Genomic DNA, 19,757 nt, shown 5'->3' on the forward strand with positions numbered 1-19,757 from the left:
CTTCCCCCAAAAAATGAGCTCTAACCGACCTCCCTAGGGCTCATCAACAACCTGCGATACCTATGTTCATTCCAAAAATGGACCACTAACCCCGTCCCCTAGGTCCATTTCGGACTCATACATGCCTTATAACTTCGAATCTCTGGAGCTGAACCTCCTCGTCCTCGGTGATTCCGCCCTTTTGCATTGCAATTGCGATCTGCTCTTCGATAGTATCTACGCCATCAAGGTCAGGTAAAAGAAGTCCTCTCTTCCTGCCACTTGATACGATAACGCCGTAGCGCTTAACATCAAGCTGATCGATTGAAGTGATATATTCAGGTTCAGACAAAACATCAACGTTAACTTCCAAAAAGCCCAGCTCATCAGCTGTAATAGGTCTAAATCTAGGGTCTCTTGTGGACGCGCTGATAGCGTTATTGATGATCTCAAGAGCCAGATTATCCTGAGTAGGTCCGATGGTTCCAATGCATCCGCGAAGCTTTCCGTGTTCATGAATTGAAACGAAGGCTCCAGCCTTTCTTGTAAGCAGTTCTTCTGGAAGGTCGTCTGGAATAGAGATGACTTCACGCCTTAGGATATAGCTTTCAAGAGACTTTATTGCGAGTTTCACATAAGGATCTGCCTTTTTCCTACTCTGTTCCACTTCCTCTTCCTTTCTCTTAAAAAAAGAATCAAGAAAACGCCTCTTTTTGTCTGGCTCCACAGGGTAGAACATGCAGATTCCATAGCCTACGCCTGTAACATCCTGGTGAGATAATCTCTTAGCACTTACCTTTACTCCGTCCAGGGTTCCTGCCATTATGACAAAAGACCTGTGGCCGCACTCTGCTGCCTTCTCACAAAAAGACTCATCAAAGTCAAATAGTTCTCCAAAAGCCCCTCTTCCGCACACATCCATGATCTTCTGGTCATAGACTGGTCCCTCGGGAGCATATCCATATGGACCATAGTCTTTTAGCTTGTGTGAAAGGTCTCCGCTTGCCACCACAACGACCTTTCTGCCAGTCTTGTCTGCGGCATCCTTGATGATCTGTCCCAGCCTATAATGGTCCGTCAATGGAAGTCCAGAAAGGCCTATGCGCACGATCTTGCCGCCCTTATACTTTTTCCTAATAAACCACAGAGGCACCATGGTTCCGTGGTCAAGGTCTCTATCTATCTCACCATCTGTTCCTGCGGGAAAAGAGAAGCTGTCTGCAATCTTGCATATCTCTTTTACCAAAGGCATGTCGTATTCCTCAAGGAATCTGACGCCTCCGGCTCCAAATCTAGCAAAAGAGCCTGTGGCCGCATTTCCAGGTGAAATATGGAAATAGTCCGCATACATAGTAGCGTGAGGGCTTGTTATGACTATTGTCTCTGGGGCAAGCTCAGCAATAGCCTCGGCAACTCTCTCATATGAACTTGTAGTTTCAGCAATCTGCGCTTCTCCGCCCTTTCCTACTTCCGGCACGATAAGTGGCGGATGCGGCACCATAAACGCTCCTAGTATCGGCATATCTACCTCCAAACAATTCCCCAAATATAATCTCAGGACTTGATAACCCTAACGATCTCAAGATCCTTATCAAGTATTACAAGATCACCCTTCTTGCCAACTTCAATGCTACCAACCTTGTCCTCTACGCCAATAGACCTGGCTGGATTTATAGTAGCGCACTTAACAGCTGTTTCCAGCGGTATATTCATCTCTTTTACTACAGTCTTCATGCAGTTCATAAGGTTAGTAACTGAACCAGCGATAGTGCCATCAGCCAAAGTTGCCTTGTTACCATGTACAAAGACCTCCTGGCCTCCCAGCTCGTACTGGCCATCATCAAGGCCTGCTGCCATCATCGAATCGCTGATAAGAACGATCCTGTCGTCACCAAGCATCTTGAAGGTTGCCCTTACAGAAGCAGGATTTATATGAACGCCGTCGCAGATAAGCTCAGCGTACACGTTTTCACAGTCACTAACTGCTCCCACAACTCCAGGAGCCCTGTGGGTAAAGCCGTTCATAGCATTATATAAATGAGTTACATGCCAAGCGCCATTTTGGAAGGCTTCCATGGCAGTCTCATAATCTGCGTCAGTGTGGGCAATGGATATAACAACCTTGTCTTTAAGAGCCTTTATAAACTCCATTCCTCCAGGATTTTCAGGAGCAATATCGCAGAGCTTTATAAGTCCCTTTGCTTTGTCCTGAAGTCTTAAAAACATGTCTACATCTGGATTTCTGATATAATCAGCCTTCTGAGCACCCTTCTTTTTCTCAGCGATGAAAGGTCCCTCCATGTTGATACCGATGATATCAGCTTCATCAGAAGCACCCTTGTGACCTGCAATAGTTTCAAAAACTCTAGAGAGCTTATCCTCAGGGAAGGTCATAGATGTAGGACAAAGGCTTGTGATTCCGCTCTTAAGCTCATACTTAAGAATCTCTGTAAGTCCCTTGTCATCCTCATCGCAGAAGTCATGTCCAACAGCAGCATGTAGGTGCACATCCACAAGTCCAGGAATGACGTAGCATCCAGAGGCATCGATAACCTCTTTCCCAGCTATATCTTCATCTACAATCCTAGTAAAAAGTCCATCCTTAATTTCCACATTTTTCTTCAGAAATCTTGTGTTATCCACAAAAACCAAACCATTTTTAACTATCATTACTAAAAACTCCTATTGCTCCGCTTTTCTCTTTATTTTTCAAATAGTCTGATAAGCTTACCCTTTAAGCCAGCGCTATAGGGGTGCTCTCTCATAGACAGGTTAAACTTATTTGAACCAATGAGCACAGTCTGAGGATGGGTAAACTCCATGAATCCCCATTTTCCATGATATGCGCCCATTCCGGAATGACCAACACCATTAAATGGCACGCCTTTAACCATCATATGAAGGCATACTTCGTTGATACAACCTCCGCCAAACTGCATGCGCTGCATAGTTTTCTTGGCCCATTTAATATCCCTAGTGAAAAGATATAACGAAAGGCCCTTTTCTCTTCTTGAAATAGCATCAAGAAGGCCGTCAATCTCTGCATCCTTGTAGGTAACCACAGGAAGAAGCGGGCAAAAGAGTTCTCTTTGAACGATCTCTTCGTCCTTATCCACAGGGAATATGACAGTTGGCGCATAGCGAAGCGACACCTCGTCTCCGAATCCCCCAAGAACAATCCTATCTCTATATTTATCCGCTGTATCAGCACATTTCTTGTAAGCACCTTCATTTATCAGATGCGGATACTCTGAATTAACAGTAGGATTGTCGCCAATCTGAGTATTAAAGGCATTTTTAAGCTCTTTTACAAACTCTTCACTAATTTCCTCAGCCACAGCCACCTGATTGACGTTAATGCAGATCTGGCCGCTATTAAGTATCTTGAAAAAGGCAATCTTCCTTGCCGCATCCTTAATATCAGCGTCCTTCCTAACTATTGCCCAGTTTCCAGTTTCGCCCCCAAGCTCAAGAGCTGTAGATGTAAGGTTCCTAGCTGCTTCTTCTAGTACATGGACGCCAACCTTGGGAGATCCTGTGTAAAAGATCTTGTCAAAGCGCTGCTGAAGGCACATATCAGCAACATCGTGTCCACCATCTATGACAGTTACGTATTCTGGCGGAAATGTCTCCGCCACAATCCTCTTAACTACCTCAGTACAGTGAACTGACTTGGAGCTTGTCTTTATCACAGCTGTGTTACCGCCTGCAAGAGACGCTGTCAAAACTCCAAGGGATAATAAAACCGGGAAGTTAAAGGGACTTATTATAAGCGAAACGCCGTAAGGCATCTTGTAAACTTTAGTCACAATACTTGGAAAGCAGTGAATACCGCTAAAATGCGTCTCAGGTCTTGCCCAACGTTTAAGACCTCTAATTGTCTCATTAAGCTCCAAGATAAGGCTTCCAATGTCGCAAAAATACGCTTCAAGCGGAGCCCTTCCAAGATCATCAGCTAGAGCCTTTTCAAGATCTTTTTCATTAGCGATTACAGCCGCCTTAAGTTTTCTAAGCTGCTCAATTCTAAAGTTAACATCTAAGGTCTCTCCCTTTAAAAAGAATTCCCTTTGAACATTAACTATTTCCTCAATATCTTCCTTGTTGTACATATCTTTTCCCGTATTTACTGATTTTTTACAATAACATAAGTTATCAATATCTATTGTGAACCTTCTCTGCAAAACACATAACATCCTTTATCTCTATCTTGGTACCATCGTCAAGTATTGCAGTTCCGCTCATCCTGCCAAATACCTGATGCTGATCAGATACTATCACCTTAAAATCAAGGCATGCCGCTCTATCAAGCACAGGCACAAAGTCCATTTCAAATCTTCCATCAGATGAAGTGAACTTCCATGGCTCCATATATGAATTTGCAGGAATATGGAAGGTGACATCATCCAATTTATGGACCTTTCCGTCATAGAATATCACATTTTCCGTTGATGCAGTGGTATTACCAAAGCCATAACCTATATTAAAGCCAAAAGGCTTGCCATTTATATCGCAGTTACCTGATCCCCAATGCCAGGTATTATCGTAGGTCCAGACACCTCGGCCCCAATCCAGAGTTCCAAAATCAGTCTTTGGATCAAACTCATATTTTTTACCATCATACTCCATGTAGCCTGAGGCTCTCATGCAGTTGATCTTCTGGTTATAGTAAAATGCATGCTTTTTGTCCCATGGAGTTGCGATGACCATAGAATCCATAGGTGGTTGCTCCAAGACTATATCGCAGTCAAAGCTCTTTTCCCCATTAAATCTGTCAAAATGGCAGACAATGTGGCGCTTGCCATTAAGGGCTTCAAAGCGCATCTGAAGCCTGTCATCAGCATAGGCTGTCACACCGCTAGCTGAGCTTGATGGCAGTCCCAATTTGCCCATAGGTAGCAGATTTATAACGCTTTCTGTATGTTCATGTGGATCATCTCCGAATTCCAAAAGAGATACGGACTGAAGGCCAATATAGCCATCATCTGAGATTGTGAAGGCTCCTGCGAACTTTTCTGAAAGGACAAGATAGTAGTCCCACTCCTTGATACGCCACTTTGGCGCCTTGATCTTGTTTCTGTCATATACTTGCAAAAGAGATCTTGACCAGCCAGGCTCTTTTAATTCCCCCCGACCATCCAAAAGTGCATGAGAACTAATAACTTCGTGATTTCTAGGCATATTAACACCCCCATAGGCGCACAGATCAAGTATTTTCATGTTTCCTATTTATTATAATATAAATTCATAAAAAGTTATTATTTCTTGGGCAAAAAATGACGATAAACTATATGCAACTTAATGTTTATTTTTGATGGGTAAAAATATGGTAATCCAGCACAACATTGCCGCAATTTCCGCGCAGCGCCAGATAAAAATAAATACAGATACCAGAAAGAAATCAACAGAAAAGCTTTCTTCTGGATACCGTATCAACCGTGCAGCAGACGACGCTGCAGGGCTTGCTATCAGTGAGAAAATGCGCCGCGAGATAAGAGGTCTTACCCAGAACATGGACAATATTCAGGATGGCATAAGTCTGTGCCAGGTTGCTGACGGTTATCTTAATGAAGTCCATGACATGATCCAGAGAATTAACGAACTTGCTGTCAAAGGTGCCAACGACACTTTGACTGATCAAGACCGTTCTTATATCGATTCTGAGGTACAACAGATAAAAAATGAGATTGATCGTATTTTCCATGTTGCTACCTTCAACGAGATTCCTATCTTTAATACGCCTTATATTCCTTCAGTTGGTGGAGATCCTGAGCCTTATGATATGCAGCTCTTTTACAGCAGCGAAGGTGTTCTTGGCGGTCTTGAATTCAACAACGTAAGATATAACATTTCAGAGTTAACTGCTAAGGGCCTGGATCTTGATTCATCAGGCGTAGCAAAATCAGATATAGACGCTGAGTTTAAGCTATGGGATGGTGAAAATGTTCATCTAAAGCTAAACAAAGGCGATACCCTTGAGAAAGTACAGAGAATCTACAACTGGAATGCAGATGAAACCGGCATATATGTAAATGATGTCCTTGCATCTACCTGGGCAGATATGGGTATTGGCGGCCTGGTAGCGGCTGGAACCTATAGCTTTAAATTCCACGGTATGGAAATCTCTTTTGACGTGGAAGAAGGTGATGACAGAAGCGATATCATAAAGGGAATCCGCGGTGAAGGTCTTTTAGAGCCAATGTACTGGACAACCTCCGTTTCAGGCAAAACGCCAAGGGACGTTGTTAGCTATCCAAGTAGCAATAAGGTATATGCAACTAACAGCAACAAGAACACTTTCATGGATGACTACGTAATAAGTGCCAATACAACAGGTATCTCTGTCACCAATACTACTACAGGCACCTCCACAAGCGTAACTCCATGGAGCAGTTTTAGTCACCAAGGCCCGCACCTTGAATCTGATACCCACAATACAAACTATCCTATCGTAGACTGGGGTATCGACAACGATTCTAATGGACAATCCGATACTACTTTTGATACAGAGGCAGTCTACCGCTACGATAGTCCTGACTCTTCGCTAGCTGTGGGCTTTGACTTCCAGCTTGCAGACGTATCCAGCCAGTCTCAAGTTATAGAGGCTATGGATAACACAAAGCTTGATGGTGAGATACATAATAGCGGTTATTTTTCAAACTCACCAAGTGACGGTTCATCTGTTTCTATTTATAATCCCAATATTGCTGCTAATGGAAAAGACTCTTTTCTCATGCAGAAGGAATATGGCAGAAACTTTGATGGTGCTGCTGCCATGACAGGAAATATCACATGGACAAAAACCTATGTTGACGGTTCAGAAACTGATCACAGCTCGCCTATTTCGTCCTCAACTCGTGCTACTTCATCATCTAGTAATACCACTTATGCTGATTATTACTATCATGACGCAGCTACTGATACCTACTACAAATACACTCAGGCTACAACTGTAACAAATCTTAACATGCGTACCGATGACAAGTATCGCTGGACCAAGGATTATGAGGTGCAGTATTCAGGATCTCTTGGAAGCAGTACTATGCAACAGACCGCTGCTGAAACTGTAAGACTTAGATATGATAAAGATACTGTAACCACCTTTACCAGAACAAATACAGAATATGAATATACAAACGCTACTGCCCTTACTGCTGAAGAAGTGGCAGACCTTACTGCTGCAGGAACCAGCTTTAATGAAGCATTTAATAGTAACACTTCCGCTGACTCAGGTCACAGTTCAACCAGCAATGTTTACCTTTCAAATGGAGGTAATACTTTAAGTCACACCCAGCAATATATGGATGAAAACTACACTGATGCCAGCGCTTTTACCTTTACTCACAATATCAGTTATTCAAACCTTGATAGTGCTGCAACTGGTAGCGTATCCATTAACCTTAATTACAATGGTCGTGCCTACAGAGAGCTTGCTCCGCAGGCTAAAGGTAAGGCAGTAAGTGAACACGATTTCAACAATATAGTCGTTGTTCCTCCTGTAAAGGGTATCGTGATCCAGGCTTCTCCTAATGAAGCTGATGTGCAGCAGGTCATCATGCAGTGGAGCCCTATGAATCTTGGTGTTATTGGCCTTTCAGGAACTAACACCCTTACTACAGGTGCAGCTCTTTCAGCTATTACTCAGGCCAAGACTGCACTAGATGCTGTTTCAAAAGAGCGCTCGACCTTCGGAAGTTACCAGAATAGACTAGAGCACGCTTACAACAACGTAGCTAACACTAGAGAAAACGTTCAGGCTTCTGAAACAAGAATTCGTGACACTGAGATGGCTTCTGAATCATCAAGACTATCAACTCATAACCTCCTTATGGAATCCGGTCAAATGGTACTAGCCCAGGCTAATCAGACCAAGCAAGGAGTTATGACACTTCTTCAGTAAATAAATATAAGCAAATAAAAACGCGGTAGCTAAGCTACCGCGTTCTTATATTTCCATGAATAAGGATTAAAGAGATTTAATGCTGTCTGTCTTGATGATGAACTTAACGCTGCTGTCTTCGTCTGCGTTTGCACCACCGAATGTTGTGTAGTTCTCACCAGCGATCTGGATTGCCTGCATCTTGTCTGAGAACTCTGAAAGGTCTCCGTCGAATGCTTCGTAAAGCTTCTTGATACCTTCCTCATCAAGCTTTGTCATACCATCAAGAAGTTCCTGAACACCGTCATCAAGCTTGATAGCGCCATCGTTGAGTTCGCTTACACCGTTGTTAAGTTCACCAGCGCCATCGTTGAGCTTCTTGGTTCCATCTACAAGCTCTTTATTGTTAGAAGCAAGTGTGCTTGTTCCATTTGAAAGCTCTGAAGCACCTGAGCTGAGCTGTCCAAGACCTTCATCAAGAGCAACTGCTCCATTGTAGATTGTTGATACGCCAGATGCAAGAGCTGCATTACCATCTGCAACCTGCTTAGCACCATCTGAGAGCTGTTTGAGAGCAGCCATTGAATCGCCAGTTGATGAAGAACCTGTTCCAGCAAGTGCACTTGCACTTCCTAAAGCCTTTGTAAGTACTAACTCTGCTGCCTGTGCTGCACCAAGTAACTGATTATATTTCTGAACTGCTGTCATACCATCTGTAAGATTAGCTGAGCTTTTCTTCATTGTTGAAACTTTTGAGCTCATTGTTGATACGCTTGTGTTAAGTTCTACAAGTGCTGAATGGAGATAGTCATACTTTCCAGCCTTTTCAGCGTTATCATTAACCTGCTTAAGCAGATTATCGTACTCTGCCTGAGTAAGTGTTACTGTTCCATCAGAATTAGTCTCAATAAGTGATGTACCAAGAAGATCTGCTGTAGAAACTTCTTCATCGTCATCATCATCATCAGTTACATCAGTATTACCATTTCCAGGTCTTAATGAATTGAAGAGATCAAGGTCATCTGGGTTTCCACCGTTGTTATCGTCGTCATCACCATCGCCATTGCCACCATCTGGATTTGGGTTTGGATCTGGATTAGGATTTGGATCTGTTGTTGGAGCTGGGTTTGGATCTGGTGTTGTATCTGGATTTGTATCATCATCTCTATTAAGTTCATCGTAGTCATAATCCAGGACATTATCATTGTTATTAGCAAGAGTATTAACAGTAGTTGTCAATGTAGTCATTCTACCATTAAGCTGTGTCATTCCAGTATAAAGCTGTGAAATGCCGTCAGTAAGAGTTGTTACACCACTTGATGTATCTCTTGCACCCTGGATAATAATATCTACTTTAGCCTGATCAGTAAGCTGGCCATTAGAGATAATTCCGAATCCTTTTGCTGTATCTGCGCTCCAAGAACCTGAACCCATAAGGTAAGATTTAGCTGCCTGGATCTGTCCAAGCATTGTCTGATATTCATCAAGCTTGGTCATCATGTCTGACATACCTGTAAGCTTTGCGCTAAGTACGTTAACACCATCGCTTACCTGCTTTGCACCATCTGCAAGCTTCTGAGCGTTACCAACAATGTCTGCATCCTTCATACCGTTAACAAGCTGACCAGAACCATCCTTTGCTGTAGCTGCGCCCTGTGCAAGCTTAGATGCGCCTTCATTTACCTGGCTAACACCATCTGTGTATTTTACAACGCCTTCATAAAGGCTCTGTGTACCATCTTTTAACTCTTTTGTTCCATCATAGAGCTGTGAAGCACCATCCTTAAGATCTGAAGTACCATTCTTGAGTGTCTGTGTACCATCAACGAGCTGTGTTGAACCATCGTTGAGTTCTCCCATATCATCCTTGAGATCATCGATCTTGGATGAATCAGAAAGGTCTGAAAGACCGAAATCTGAAAGGATATCTGAGCTTGCCATTGTGATTGTCATACCAAGCTCGAAGTTTGATGTATCAGCTGTAACTTCGAAGTAGTTTGAAAGCTTGTTTTCAAGCTCTCCATCAGAATCAAGCTCTTCCCACTTGTCTTCATCGATGTTAAGACTTTCCTTAAGTCCAGGAACTGCAACACCCATAACGATGTAGTTGCCGCCATCTGAGATAACCTTACCATTTGAGATCTCAACGTTTGTGAACTTATCTGAATCAAGCATCATGCCTGAAACCATTGCAAATGGTGTGTAAACTTCGATCTGCTTGCCATCAACTTCTACTGTCTGCTTTTCTGTGTTCTCATACTCGAAACGGATTGTAACTCTTCCGCTCTTACCTGCAAGCTCCTCTGGAGTGATCTCTTTTCCATTGAGAGTATATGTGATCTTCATCTTAACAGGAAGCTCTTTGTCTGTTGTTCCCTGATAGTAGATATCAGCGCCGCTAGCATTCCATGTAAGTGTTCCATCGCCGTTATCTGTGAATGTCTCAGAACCCTTAACGTTTACGATGTCCTTAAGGTCTGTTGCATCTGTAAGTTCTGTAGAAGCATCTGAATTCTTGAGCCATTCGCTAACTACTACGTCGTTTACTGCGCCGTTTGCATCAGCCTTAACATATACTGTCTCGACCTTGCCAGCCTCTCCCTCAGAAGAAGCAATCGCGCTGCTAGCCATCATGCTCTCTTCAAGATCTTTTTCTTCCTGAGTTTCTACAACTGCCTGTGCAGAGTCATCAGATACTGTATTTGCTCCGCAGGCAACTGTCATCATTGCCATCATAGCGGCCATAATTACTGAAAATGTTTTCATCAAATTCTTCTTGATCATTTCTCTTTCCTCCTAATCTATATGTAGCTGCTTTTTATGCCGAGTACTTTTTAGGCAGCTTTATGTCTGTGTAATCTGTCTCCAAGATGAGGTCTGTGGTCTGTATCTACGTTCATGCCAAATGTTGTTCTCATGATCAACTTGTCGAAGATCATGTACATAGCTGGGAGCACCAAAAGAACTGTGAACATACTGATGATTGCGCCTCTGGCCATTAAGTTACAAAGTGATCCGATCATATCGATGCTGGAAATAAGGCCAACGCCGAATGTTGCTGCAAAGAATGAAAGGGCACTTACTACTACTGACTTCATGCTTGTTGAAAGAGCTATGAGTGTAGCTTCTTTCTTGTCATGTCCTGCATTTCTCTCGCTTAGGTACCTTGTTGTCATAAGGATCGCATAGTCAACAGTGGCACCAAGCTGAATAGTTCCGATAACTACTGATGAGATGAAAGGTATTGTTGTATGTGTGTAAAATGGAAGTCCCATGTTTACAAAAATAGCAAACTCTATAACTGCAACCAGGATGAATGGCAGTGATACGGACTTAAGTACAAATGCAATGATAAGGAATACAAGTCCGATGGAAACTGTATTAACTACCTGGAAATCGTGGTTTGTAATATTGATAAGGTCCTTTGTACAAGGAGCTTCACCAACTACCATAGCCTTTGGATCATAGCTCTTTACGATAGTATTGACTGTGTCGATCTGATTGTTGATCTCGTCAGAAGCTATCTTGTAATCTGTTGTCAAAAGAACTAATTTCCATTCGTCACTCTCAAGATCTGATAAAAGGTCATCTGGAATGAATGATCTTGGGAATGCAGGTCCAATAAGTGAATCTGTGCTAAGGACTGAAAGAATACCATCTGTGTCCTTAAGCTCTTTTATCATCTGATTCATACTAGCTGAATCAAGGTTCTTGTCTACAAGAAGCATGTATGCTGAGTTCATTTCGAACTCTTCATCAACCTTGTTGGCACCCTGTACAGATTCAAGCTTGTCAGGAAGTGTCTGTGTAAGGTCGTAATAAACGCTTGTGTGGTTGTTACCATAGATTGCTGGGAACAGGAGCACAAGGAATATTGCAAAGAAGATTCCGTAATGCCTTGCTATAAACTTAGGAATTCTGTTGAACTCTGGCATAAGTGGTTTGTGCTTGGTCTTCTCAATGAGGTTATCAAAGATAAGGATCATACTTGGAAGGATTGTTACGCAGCCAACTACACCAAAGACAACGCCCTTAGCCATTACAACACCAAGGTCAAGTCCAAGTGTGAAGCTCATGAAGCAAAGAGCTACAAAACCAGCAACTGTTGTTATTGAGCTACCGATAACTGACTGGAATGTGGCTGAAATTGCATTTGCCATGGCATCCATTTTGTTGTCATTCTTATCGAGCTCTTCCTGATAGCTGTGCCACAGGAATATTGAATAGTCCAAGGTAACGCCGAGCTGAAGTACCGCGCTCAGTGACTGGGTTATGAAAGAAATCTCTCCCTTGAAGACGTTGGTACCCATGTTGTAAACAATTGCCATTCCAATACTTAACAGGAAGAATACCGGTATAAGGTAAGAATCCATTGTAAGTGAAAGAACGATAACTGCAAGAAGTACGGCGATTCCTACATATATAGGAGTCTCTGCCATTGCCATATTCTTGGTGTCTGTTACGATGGCGCTCATGCCACTCATGAAGCACTGCTTGTTAGAGATCTTTCTGATGTTCTCGATGGCATCCATTGTGTCGTCCGCTGATGTTCCTTCATCAAATATGATGAACATCATTGTGGAGTCATCAGAATTGAATGCATCGTAGACCTCTGTAGGAAGCATCTCCATTGGGACTGAAAGGTCCATTACTGAGTCGTACCAGACAACGTCTGCAACGTGGTCCACATTTTCTATCTGTGATTTAAGATTAGCAACATCCTTTTCCTCCATGCCCTCAACTACATATAGGACAAAAGAGCCGGTGCCAAACTGATCAAGCAGGATATCCTGTCCCTGCATGGTCTCAATTTCTTTTGGCAGGTATGTAAGGATATCGTAATTAACTCTGGTGTTAAAATATCCGGCTGCAGATGGAATAAGAAGTGCTATTGCCGCAATCAGTATAACATACCTTAGCTTTACAATTAAATGTGAAAGCTTGTTCATAATCATTCCTCCTCGTGTAATCTAGTGTTTCAAACGCTTCTTGATTATTTTTTTCAATAACGTATAATGAATCGTGAAACGATTTTATGACCGTTAGTCATTTTCTAAATATGGTATATCACTTTTCTGACCGTTGGTCAATATTTTTTATTAAAATTTTTTCTCACCGGTCAAACAATCTGTGGTATGTTATAAATAAGAGGTGTATCAATGGGAAAAGCAGCCGAAAATAAAAAAATGAAGATGGAAAATCTTCTTAATACATCCTTTGAATTATTTACTTCTCAGGGTATTAACAAGACATCCATTCAAGACATAGTTAATAAAGCTGGAGTTGCTAAAGGAACTTTTTATCTGTACTTTAAGGACAAGTATGATATAAGAAACAGACTTATCGCTCACAAATCCAGTCAGCTCTTTATGCAGGCCTATACAGCCCTAGAAGAGTCAGATATCCATAATTTTGAAGATAGAATAGTCTTTTTAGTCAATCACGTTTTAGATGAGCTTGAAGCCAACAAAGGTCTACTTGCATTCATATATAAAGACCTTTCCTGGGCAGTATTCAAAAAAGCTCTCATTTCTCCGCTGACTAATGAAGACGTTGATTTTGCTGAGATATATAGAAAGATGGTAGAGGAATCAGAATTTAAATTCTCAGATCCTGAGGTCATGCTCTTCCTTATAATAGAGCTTGTTGGTTCTACCGGTTATAGCTCCATCATGTACAATGACCCGGTTTCTCTAGACAAACTAAAGCCACACTTAGAGGCAACTGTCAGATCCATAATCAGACAATATACTATTTCAAAATAAAAATGAGCTTCCTACTTATAGTATTAGTATGTAGGAAGCTTTTCTTATTATATTTAGTTATGTATCTATTCTTCATAGAAAGTCACATATGAGCCTTTGTGTTGTTTGCTCTCATACATGGCTTTGTCTGCCTTTTGATATAAGTCGCCAAAAGAAGCTTTCTTCGTAGCACTACTAAATACCGCGCCAATACTTACCTGCAGTCTCCAATCAGCCATTTCTGGAAAATCGATATCATCAATATTCCTAAACAATCTTTCTACTACCAGTCTTCCAATCTCTTTATCTTCTACACCTTCTGCATATACCGCAAATTCGTCTCCGCCAAGTCTAAATACTACGTCAGAATCTCTAAAGGTCTCTGTAAGGCATCTTGCAAGAGCTATGATCACCTGATCTCCCATGTCATGACCATAGGTATCATTTACAAATTTGAAGTGATCTGCATCCAATAAGAGGACCATTCCTATCTTATCTTTTCCTAATGCCTCATAAACTCTGGTCTCACCACCGCTTCGATTAAGGATTCCTGTGAGGGCATCAGTTTCTGCAAGCTTCTTAAAGTGTTCTTGTCTCTTTTTAGCTTCATCTATAGACTCTATGGCCCACAAAACCTGGTGAAGCTTTCCTTCTTCATCTCTTTGTGCCACAACGAACTGCATTCGATGCCATCTGCCGTGAACATCGACAAATTCGCAGGTTATGGCCTTAATGTCTTTTAACCTCTCTTCAAGAGTAGAAAGATCTGCAAAATCAATAAGGGTATTCTGGAAAGGCTCTGCTACAAGCTTTTTGATATATTCACTATTACGATCAAGAAGAAGTTCATACTTTCCGCCAAGGGCCTTATCCAAGACCTCGCTGACCCTGAGCTTTCTGATAGTGTGATTATCAAGATCAACTAAGCTTAAAGAAGTATAGATGTCACCTATGGCACTTATCTCTCTTTGAAGCTGGCCTGCTTCTTTTTGCTTACTATCATAAATATTGATTATTGTAAAATAAGCAAGGAAAATGACTATAAGTGCTATGGCCGATGACATGTAGATATACTTGGCATTTCTGAAGGTAGCTCTTTGATCTAATATGATCATTGAGCACCACTCATTATTTACCCTATCGCAAAAGACAAGCTTACTTTTCCCATCAATGTCCGTAATAAACATACCTTCTTCTTGCAAAAAAGCTTCTTTTACAAGGTCTGTATACTCCATCTCTTCTTCAAGATAGTTTTTGCCAACTTCTGCACTGTCAGAATGAGCAACTATCATGCCACTTTCATCTACTAACATAGAAAAATCGATCTGCTTTGCCTTACTGATCTCCTCCTCTATACCCTGTATACTATCAAGGAAAATGTCCATGGATATAACACTCTTTTTATCTGAAAGGAGCTTACTTACGGACATCATATACTTATTTGTCTGCATATTCATATATGGCTTAACAAAAGTTATGTCTCCATCTGCCTCAACCGCAGAAATATACCAAGGTCTAGTTGTTGCGTCATAGTCTTCTGGAAAATCCCATCCAGAACCATCCAGATATTCACCATTACAATAGCCATATATTCCGGTGTTGTTGCTCTCTATAAGGCTTGAATAAACCTTTGTCTCAGCCACAAGGTATTTAAGGATCTCCTCATTACTCTGACCAGAGGCCATCATTTCTTCAACACCTTGAGCTGTGAAGATTACGGCATCCTTAGGGGTATTAAGATAATGATCAACATTATGAGATAATTGCTCAGAATTGTAGCTCCAGTTACTTATAACACTCTGTTTGGAGACAATATATAGCCTGTAGAAAATAAGAACCGCGAACATTGCTGTAAGACAGCCTAAAAGAACCAGAACCAGAAGGCTCTTAGTTGCAATCTTTTTCATTTTGTTTTTGAGGGTTTCTGATGACATTGATTGGTCTCTGCTCCCAAACAAAATACAACAATATTACAACGATAAACCAATAACATTATAACATGAGTCTGGTTCCCCTTAAGCCGCTGTAATTCTTAAAATTTTATATAAAAAAACTTCCCAAACTATAACCTACAATTTGGAAGCTTCGACTCTCTCCTTATCCCCGCAATATAATGCAACATTTCGTGAGTTTTTTCTCTTCTATGTCTTTGGATTCATTTAGAAATTTGATATTTTTAGCCTAAATCCAACAGAATAATTTTTTCAGCTAATATTTTTCATTATAATTTGCTATTCATCCTCAAACCCACCTCAGCTTCCTTAACCTAAATCACTTCATACATACACATTCGGCTAAAGATTGTAAAATTCTTCCCTTTTATTGTTTAAATTACTTTAGCCGAAATACACCCGTCTACATTGTTTCAGCTAACAATTATAAAAATCTCAACACTCACTTCTTATTTTGCTTTAGCCTAAAATAAGAAAAACTGCGTTTTTCGGCTGAAAGCCAACCTCCATATATTAGCTTCATAGTTTTTCAACGTAAATGTCATTTCATTTATCATGTTTTTTCCATATGCAGAACAGCCAGAGGCGGCATAATTCCTGATTTTGAGCGATTTATTTTTTGTAGTGATACATTACATGAAAAAATCCCGGAATAATTTACGCTTTGAACAACGTGAAATTAATTATTCCGGGATTTTTGAATGTTTAAATGTATCCTGCAAAAAATACTACTGGAGCGAAAAATCAGGCATTATGCCCCTCCAGCGTCCTCTTATCAATTAAGATGCCAGATGTCTCTGTTGTATTCTGCGATAGTTCTGTCTGATGAGAAGTAACCAGCCTTTGCGATGTTTACAAGCATCATCTTCTTCCACTTGTCGCGGTTCTCGTAATCTGCAAAGATCTCATCTTTCTTGGCAATGTAGCTCTCAAGATCAATAAGAGTCATGAACCAGTCTTTGTTAAGAAGCTCATTGTAGAGTCTCTCAAGATTCTCTTTGTGTCCAACCTTAAGGCACTCTTTACTTACGATAAAGTCTACAGCTTCCTTGATAACTGGGCTCTTCTTGTAATAATCCTTTGAAACATAATCAGCCTTCTTGTAGTGCTTGATAACTTCATCAGCACTTACACCAAAGATATAAATGTTGTCATCACCTACAAGCTCGTGAATCTCTACGTTTGCACCATCATCTGTTCCAAGAGTGATAGCACCGTTAAGCATGAACTTCATGTTACTTGTTCCAGATGCCTCTTTTGATGCAAGAGAGATCTGCTCTGATACATCACAAGCTGGGATAAGCTTCTCAGCATAGCTTACATTGTAGTTTTCAACCATGATGACCTTCATGTACTTATTAACATCAGGATCATTGTTGATGATCTCCTGAAGAACAAGGATAAGGTGAATGATATCTTTTGCAATAACATAAGCTGGAGCAGCCTTAGCACCAAAGATGAATGTAAGAGGTCTAGTAGGCTTCTTGCCACCCTTGATCTCAAGGTACTTGTGAATGATGTAAAGAGCATTCATCTGCTGTCTCTTGTACTCGTGAAGTCTCTTAACCTGAATATCAAAGATTGAACCAGGATCAACTTCTACGTTCTCGTGTTCTTTAAGGTAAGCAGCAAGCTCTTTTTTCTTGCCCATCTTGATAGACTCAAGCTGATCAAGAACTGCCTGGTCATCAGCATACTCAAGAAGTTTCTCAAGCTTGTTAGCATCCTTCTTGAAGCCATCTCCGATTGTCTGTGAAAGGAAATCAGCAAGTGGATGGTTACATGAAAGGAGCCATCTACGGAATGTGATACCGTTTGTCTTGTTGTTGAACTTCTCAGGATAGATCTTGTAGAAATCATTAAGCTCGCTATCCTTGAGGATATCTGTATGAATTGCAGCAACACCATTTATTGAGTATCCGTAGTGGATATCGATAAATGCCATGTGCACTTTCTTTTCCTTGTCGATGATCTGAACCTTAGGGTTCTTGTACTTTGCTCTAACTCTCTTATCAAGCTCCTTGATATATGGAACGAGCTGTGGAACTACCTTCTCAAGATACTCAAGTGGCCATGTCTCAAGAGCCTCAGCAAGGATTGTGTGGTTGGTATAAGCACAAGTCTTGCTAACTACGTTGATAGCCTCATCGATGTTGAAAGCCTTCTCCTCAACAAGGATTCTGATAAGCTCAGGAATGATCATTGTTGGGTGTGTATCGTTGATCTGAATTGCAGCGTGCTTGTGGAGCTCGTGGAGGTCATACTGGCGTTCCTTCTGCTCTCTTAAGATGAGCTGAGCTGCATTTGAAACAAGGAAGTACTCCTGATAGATTCTAAGGAGGTTTCCAGCTTCATCTGAATCATCTGGATACAGGAAAAGAGTAAGGTTCTTGTCGATCTTGGTCTTATCAAAGTCGATACCTTTTTTAACAAGGCTCTCATCAACTGACTCGATATCAAAGAGACGAAGCTTGTTAACACCTGTGTCGTATCCAACAATGCTCATATTGTAAAGGCGTGAAACTACCTTCTTGTCGCCAAAAGAAACTTCGAAAGTTGTATCTGTCTTCTCAAGCCATGACTGCTTCTCGATCCAGTCATTCTTTTCAGCATTCTGAAGGTGATCCTTGAATACCTGCTTGAAAAGTCCGAAGTGATAGTTAAGTCCAATTCCTTCACCAGCAAGGCCAAGGGTTGCAATTGAATCAAGGAAGCATGCCGCAAGTCTTCCAAGTCCGCCGTTACCAAGTGATGGCTCTGGCTCGCACTCCTCGATGGCTGCAAGTGACTTGCCGTTCTTTTCGAGAATAGCCTGTACGCGGTCATAAACTCTTAAGTTGATAAGGTTGTTAGAAAGAAGCTTACCAATGAGGAACTCCATTGAAATGTAGTAAACCTTCTTTTCTCCGTTGTACACTTCAGCAACATCCATGAGTCTGGAAGTCATTTCAAGAAGCACATAGTATGTTTCCTGATCTGTGCACTCTTTGAGAGTCTTGCTATATCTCTCCTGAGCGATCTCTTCAAGCTGCTCCTCAAGATTAAGAACAAGTACATCTCTCTGCATGTTAGTATGCTTGGACATTTTTCTTTCTCCTCTCGTAAGACAATATATGATTTACAAATTCATTTTATTTCTGTTTTATGGAAAACGTTTTCTTTGTCTTGTAAAAAAGCTTAACACAAGAAAACGTTTTCCGCAAGTACTTTTTTATCAGCAGATTATATCTTCATATTTGATGCGCACAAGTTCATGCTTTACTGCTACTTTTCTGCCTTTTTCTCCGGACATTAATCTGTTAAGTTCCATGAGTCCTTCCTCGGAAATCTTGGCAAAATCCTGTCTGACAGTGTTCATCTGCTTGCCGGCATAGCCCATAAGGATAATTCCATCAAAACCGCATACAGGTCTGAAAATATCCATATCTATAAGGGCTTTCATAGCGCCGATCGCCATAATATCAGATGCACATACTACGCAATCTGAATTCTTGGCGTATTTCATAGTAAGCTCCCTTGCCCTAAGCTCAGAAAACTTACCATTTCTAACGGTGAGCTTACATTTCTTTTCATCGCAGAGCTTCTTGATGCCCTGGAGCCTTTCCTCTGTAACGTATCCATCTTCGTCCCCTGCAAGATACAGGATCTTTTTGCATTTATTCTCTGTAATAGTCTTCTTTGCCACATCATACTGAGCCTTGACGTGATCGATGCTGATGCTGGAGGTTGACTCATTTACCATTGGTGCATCCACAACTACGATCTTAAAATTGCCGCTATCTATGAGCTTATGAAGGACTTTATCCTTGGTGGTCATGCCATATATGATGATTCCCTTGATGCTCTGTGACGCAAAATAGCTTGTAACCTCTGCAACGTCCATGTCTTCTATCATTGACGTGAAGACAGTGATCACATCCAGCTGTAGCTCTTTTGCCTTGTGAATAGCACCTGAAATATACTGCATGCTGATCTCATCGCTGGCTTGGGTATGTAAATTTAGTTTTATCAAAAGAGCTACTCTTCCAGTTCTCTTGGATGAAAGAGTTGCAGCTACCGCATTTGGCACAAATCCAAGTCTCTCAACGACTTCATTTACCTTATTTCTAGTCTCTTCACTTACGTTTGGGTAATTATTGAGCACCTTGGAAACTGTTGAAATAGCTACACCAGCTTCTTTTGCTACGTCTTTTATTGAAACCATTG

The 19,757-nt window shown here is 41.3% G+C and carries 11 protein-coding genes; 2 read left to right on the forward strand and 9 right to left on the reverse strand.

Going from position 1 to position 19,757, the window contains the following annotated elements; all coding sequences use genetic code 11:
* Positions 1 to 115: 115 nt before the first annotated feature.
* From amrA to BLS24_RS05680, 4 genes are read right to left on the reverse strand one after another with little or no spacing between them, the layout of a single operon-like run.
* Positions 116 to 1,501, reverse strand: coding sequence for an AmmeMemoRadiSam system protein A (gene amrA / locus BLS24_RS05665; protein WP_091756986.1), 1,386 nt, complete (start codon positions 1,499 to 1,501; stop codon positions 116 to 118).
* Between the two features lie 32 nt (positions 1,502 to 1,533).
* Positions 1,534 to 2,649 carry an N-acetylglucosamine-6-phosphate deacetylase gene (gene nagA, locus BLS24_RS05670; RefSeq protein ID WP_091756989.1) on the reverse strand — a complete coding sequence of 372 codons (1,116 nt, stop codon included), beginning with the start codon at positions 2,647 to 2,649 and terminating at the stop codon, positions 1,534 to 1,536.
* 32 nt (positions 2,650 to 2,681) lie between these two features.
* Positions 2,682 to 4,088 carry an aldehyde dehydrogenase family protein gene (locus BLS24_RS05675; RefSeq protein WP_091756993.1) on the reverse strand — a complete coding sequence of 469 codons (1,407 nt, stop codon included), beginning with the start codon at positions 4,086 to 4,088 and terminating at the stop codon, positions 2,682 to 2,684.
* A 43-nt stretch (positions 4,089 to 4,131) separates the two neighbouring features.
* On the reverse strand, positions 4,132 to 5,157 hold the full coding sequence (locus BLS24_RS05680) for a DUF2804 domain-containing protein (RefSeq protein ID WP_091756995.1): 1,026 nt from the start codon (positions 5,155 to 5,157) through the stop codon (positions 4,132 to 4,134).
* 145 nt (positions 5,158 to 5,302) lie between these two features.
* Between BLS24_RS05680 and BLS24_RS05685 the strand changes: the two genes are divergently transcribed.
* A complete protein-coding gene (locus BLS24_RS05685; RefSeq protein WP_091756997.1) occupies positions 5,303 to 7,876 on the forward strand; it encodes a flagellin in 2,574 nt (857 codons plus the stop codon).
* A gap of 66 nt (positions 7,877 to 7,942) precedes the next feature.
* On the opposite strand, the gene BLS24_RS05690 is transcribed toward BLS24_RS05685, so the two are convergent.
* Positions 7,943 to 10,639, reverse strand: coding sequence for a hypothetical protein (locus BLS24_RS05690; protein ID WP_091756999.1), 2,697 nt, complete (start codon positions 10,637 to 10,639; stop codon positions 7,943 to 7,945).
* A 50-nt stretch (positions 10,640 to 10,689) separates the two neighbouring features.
* Positions 10,690 to 12,804 carry an efflux RND transporter permease subunit gene (locus BLS24_RS05695; protein ID WP_091757001.1) on the reverse strand — a complete coding sequence of 705 codons (2,115 nt, stop codon included), beginning with the start codon at positions 12,802 to 12,804 and terminating at the stop codon, positions 10,690 to 10,692.
* Positions 12,805 to 13,014: 210 nt separating this feature from the next.
* Between BLS24_RS05695 and BLS24_RS05700 the strand changes: the two genes are divergently transcribed.
* Positions 13,015 to 13,620: a TetR/AcrR family transcriptional regulator gene (locus BLS24_RS05700; protein WP_091757003.1), complete on the forward strand. Its 606-nt coding sequence runs from the start codon at positions 13,015 to 13,017 to the stop codon at positions 13,618 to 13,620.
* Between the two features lie 65 nt (positions 13,621 to 13,685).
* On the opposite strand, the gene BLS24_RS05705 is transcribed toward BLS24_RS05700, so the two are convergent.
* From BLS24_RS05705 to BLS24_RS05715, 3 genes are all read right to left on the reverse strand, one after another.
* Entirely contained in the window at positions 13,686 to 15,533 is a 1,848-nt protein-coding gene (locus BLS24_RS05705; protein ID WP_091757005.1) for a sensor domain-containing diguanylate cyclase, read from the reverse strand.
* A gap of 793 nt (positions 15,534 to 16,326) precedes the next feature.
* Complete coding sequence (locus BLS24_RS05710) at positions 16,327 to 18,636, reverse strand: glycogen/starch/alpha-glucan phosphorylase (RefSeq protein WP_176764348.1); 2,310 nt, start codon at positions 18,634 to 18,636, stop codon at positions 16,327 to 16,329.
* Positions 18,637 to 18,765: 129 nt separating this feature from the next.
* Positions 18,766 to 19,755 carry a LacI family DNA-binding transcriptional regulator gene (locus BLS24_RS05715; RefSeq protein WP_091757007.1) on the reverse strand — a complete coding sequence of 330 codons (990 nt, stop codon included), beginning with the start codon at positions 19,753 to 19,755 and terminating at the stop codon, positions 18,766 to 18,768.
* Positions 19,756 to 19,757: the final 2 nt, after the last annotated feature.

The sequence above is a fragment of the Butyrivibrio sp. INlla18 genome (assembly GCF_900103635.1).
Taxonomy (GTDB): domain Bacteria; phylum Bacillota; class Clostridia; order Lachnospirales; family Lachnospiraceae; genus Butyrivibrio.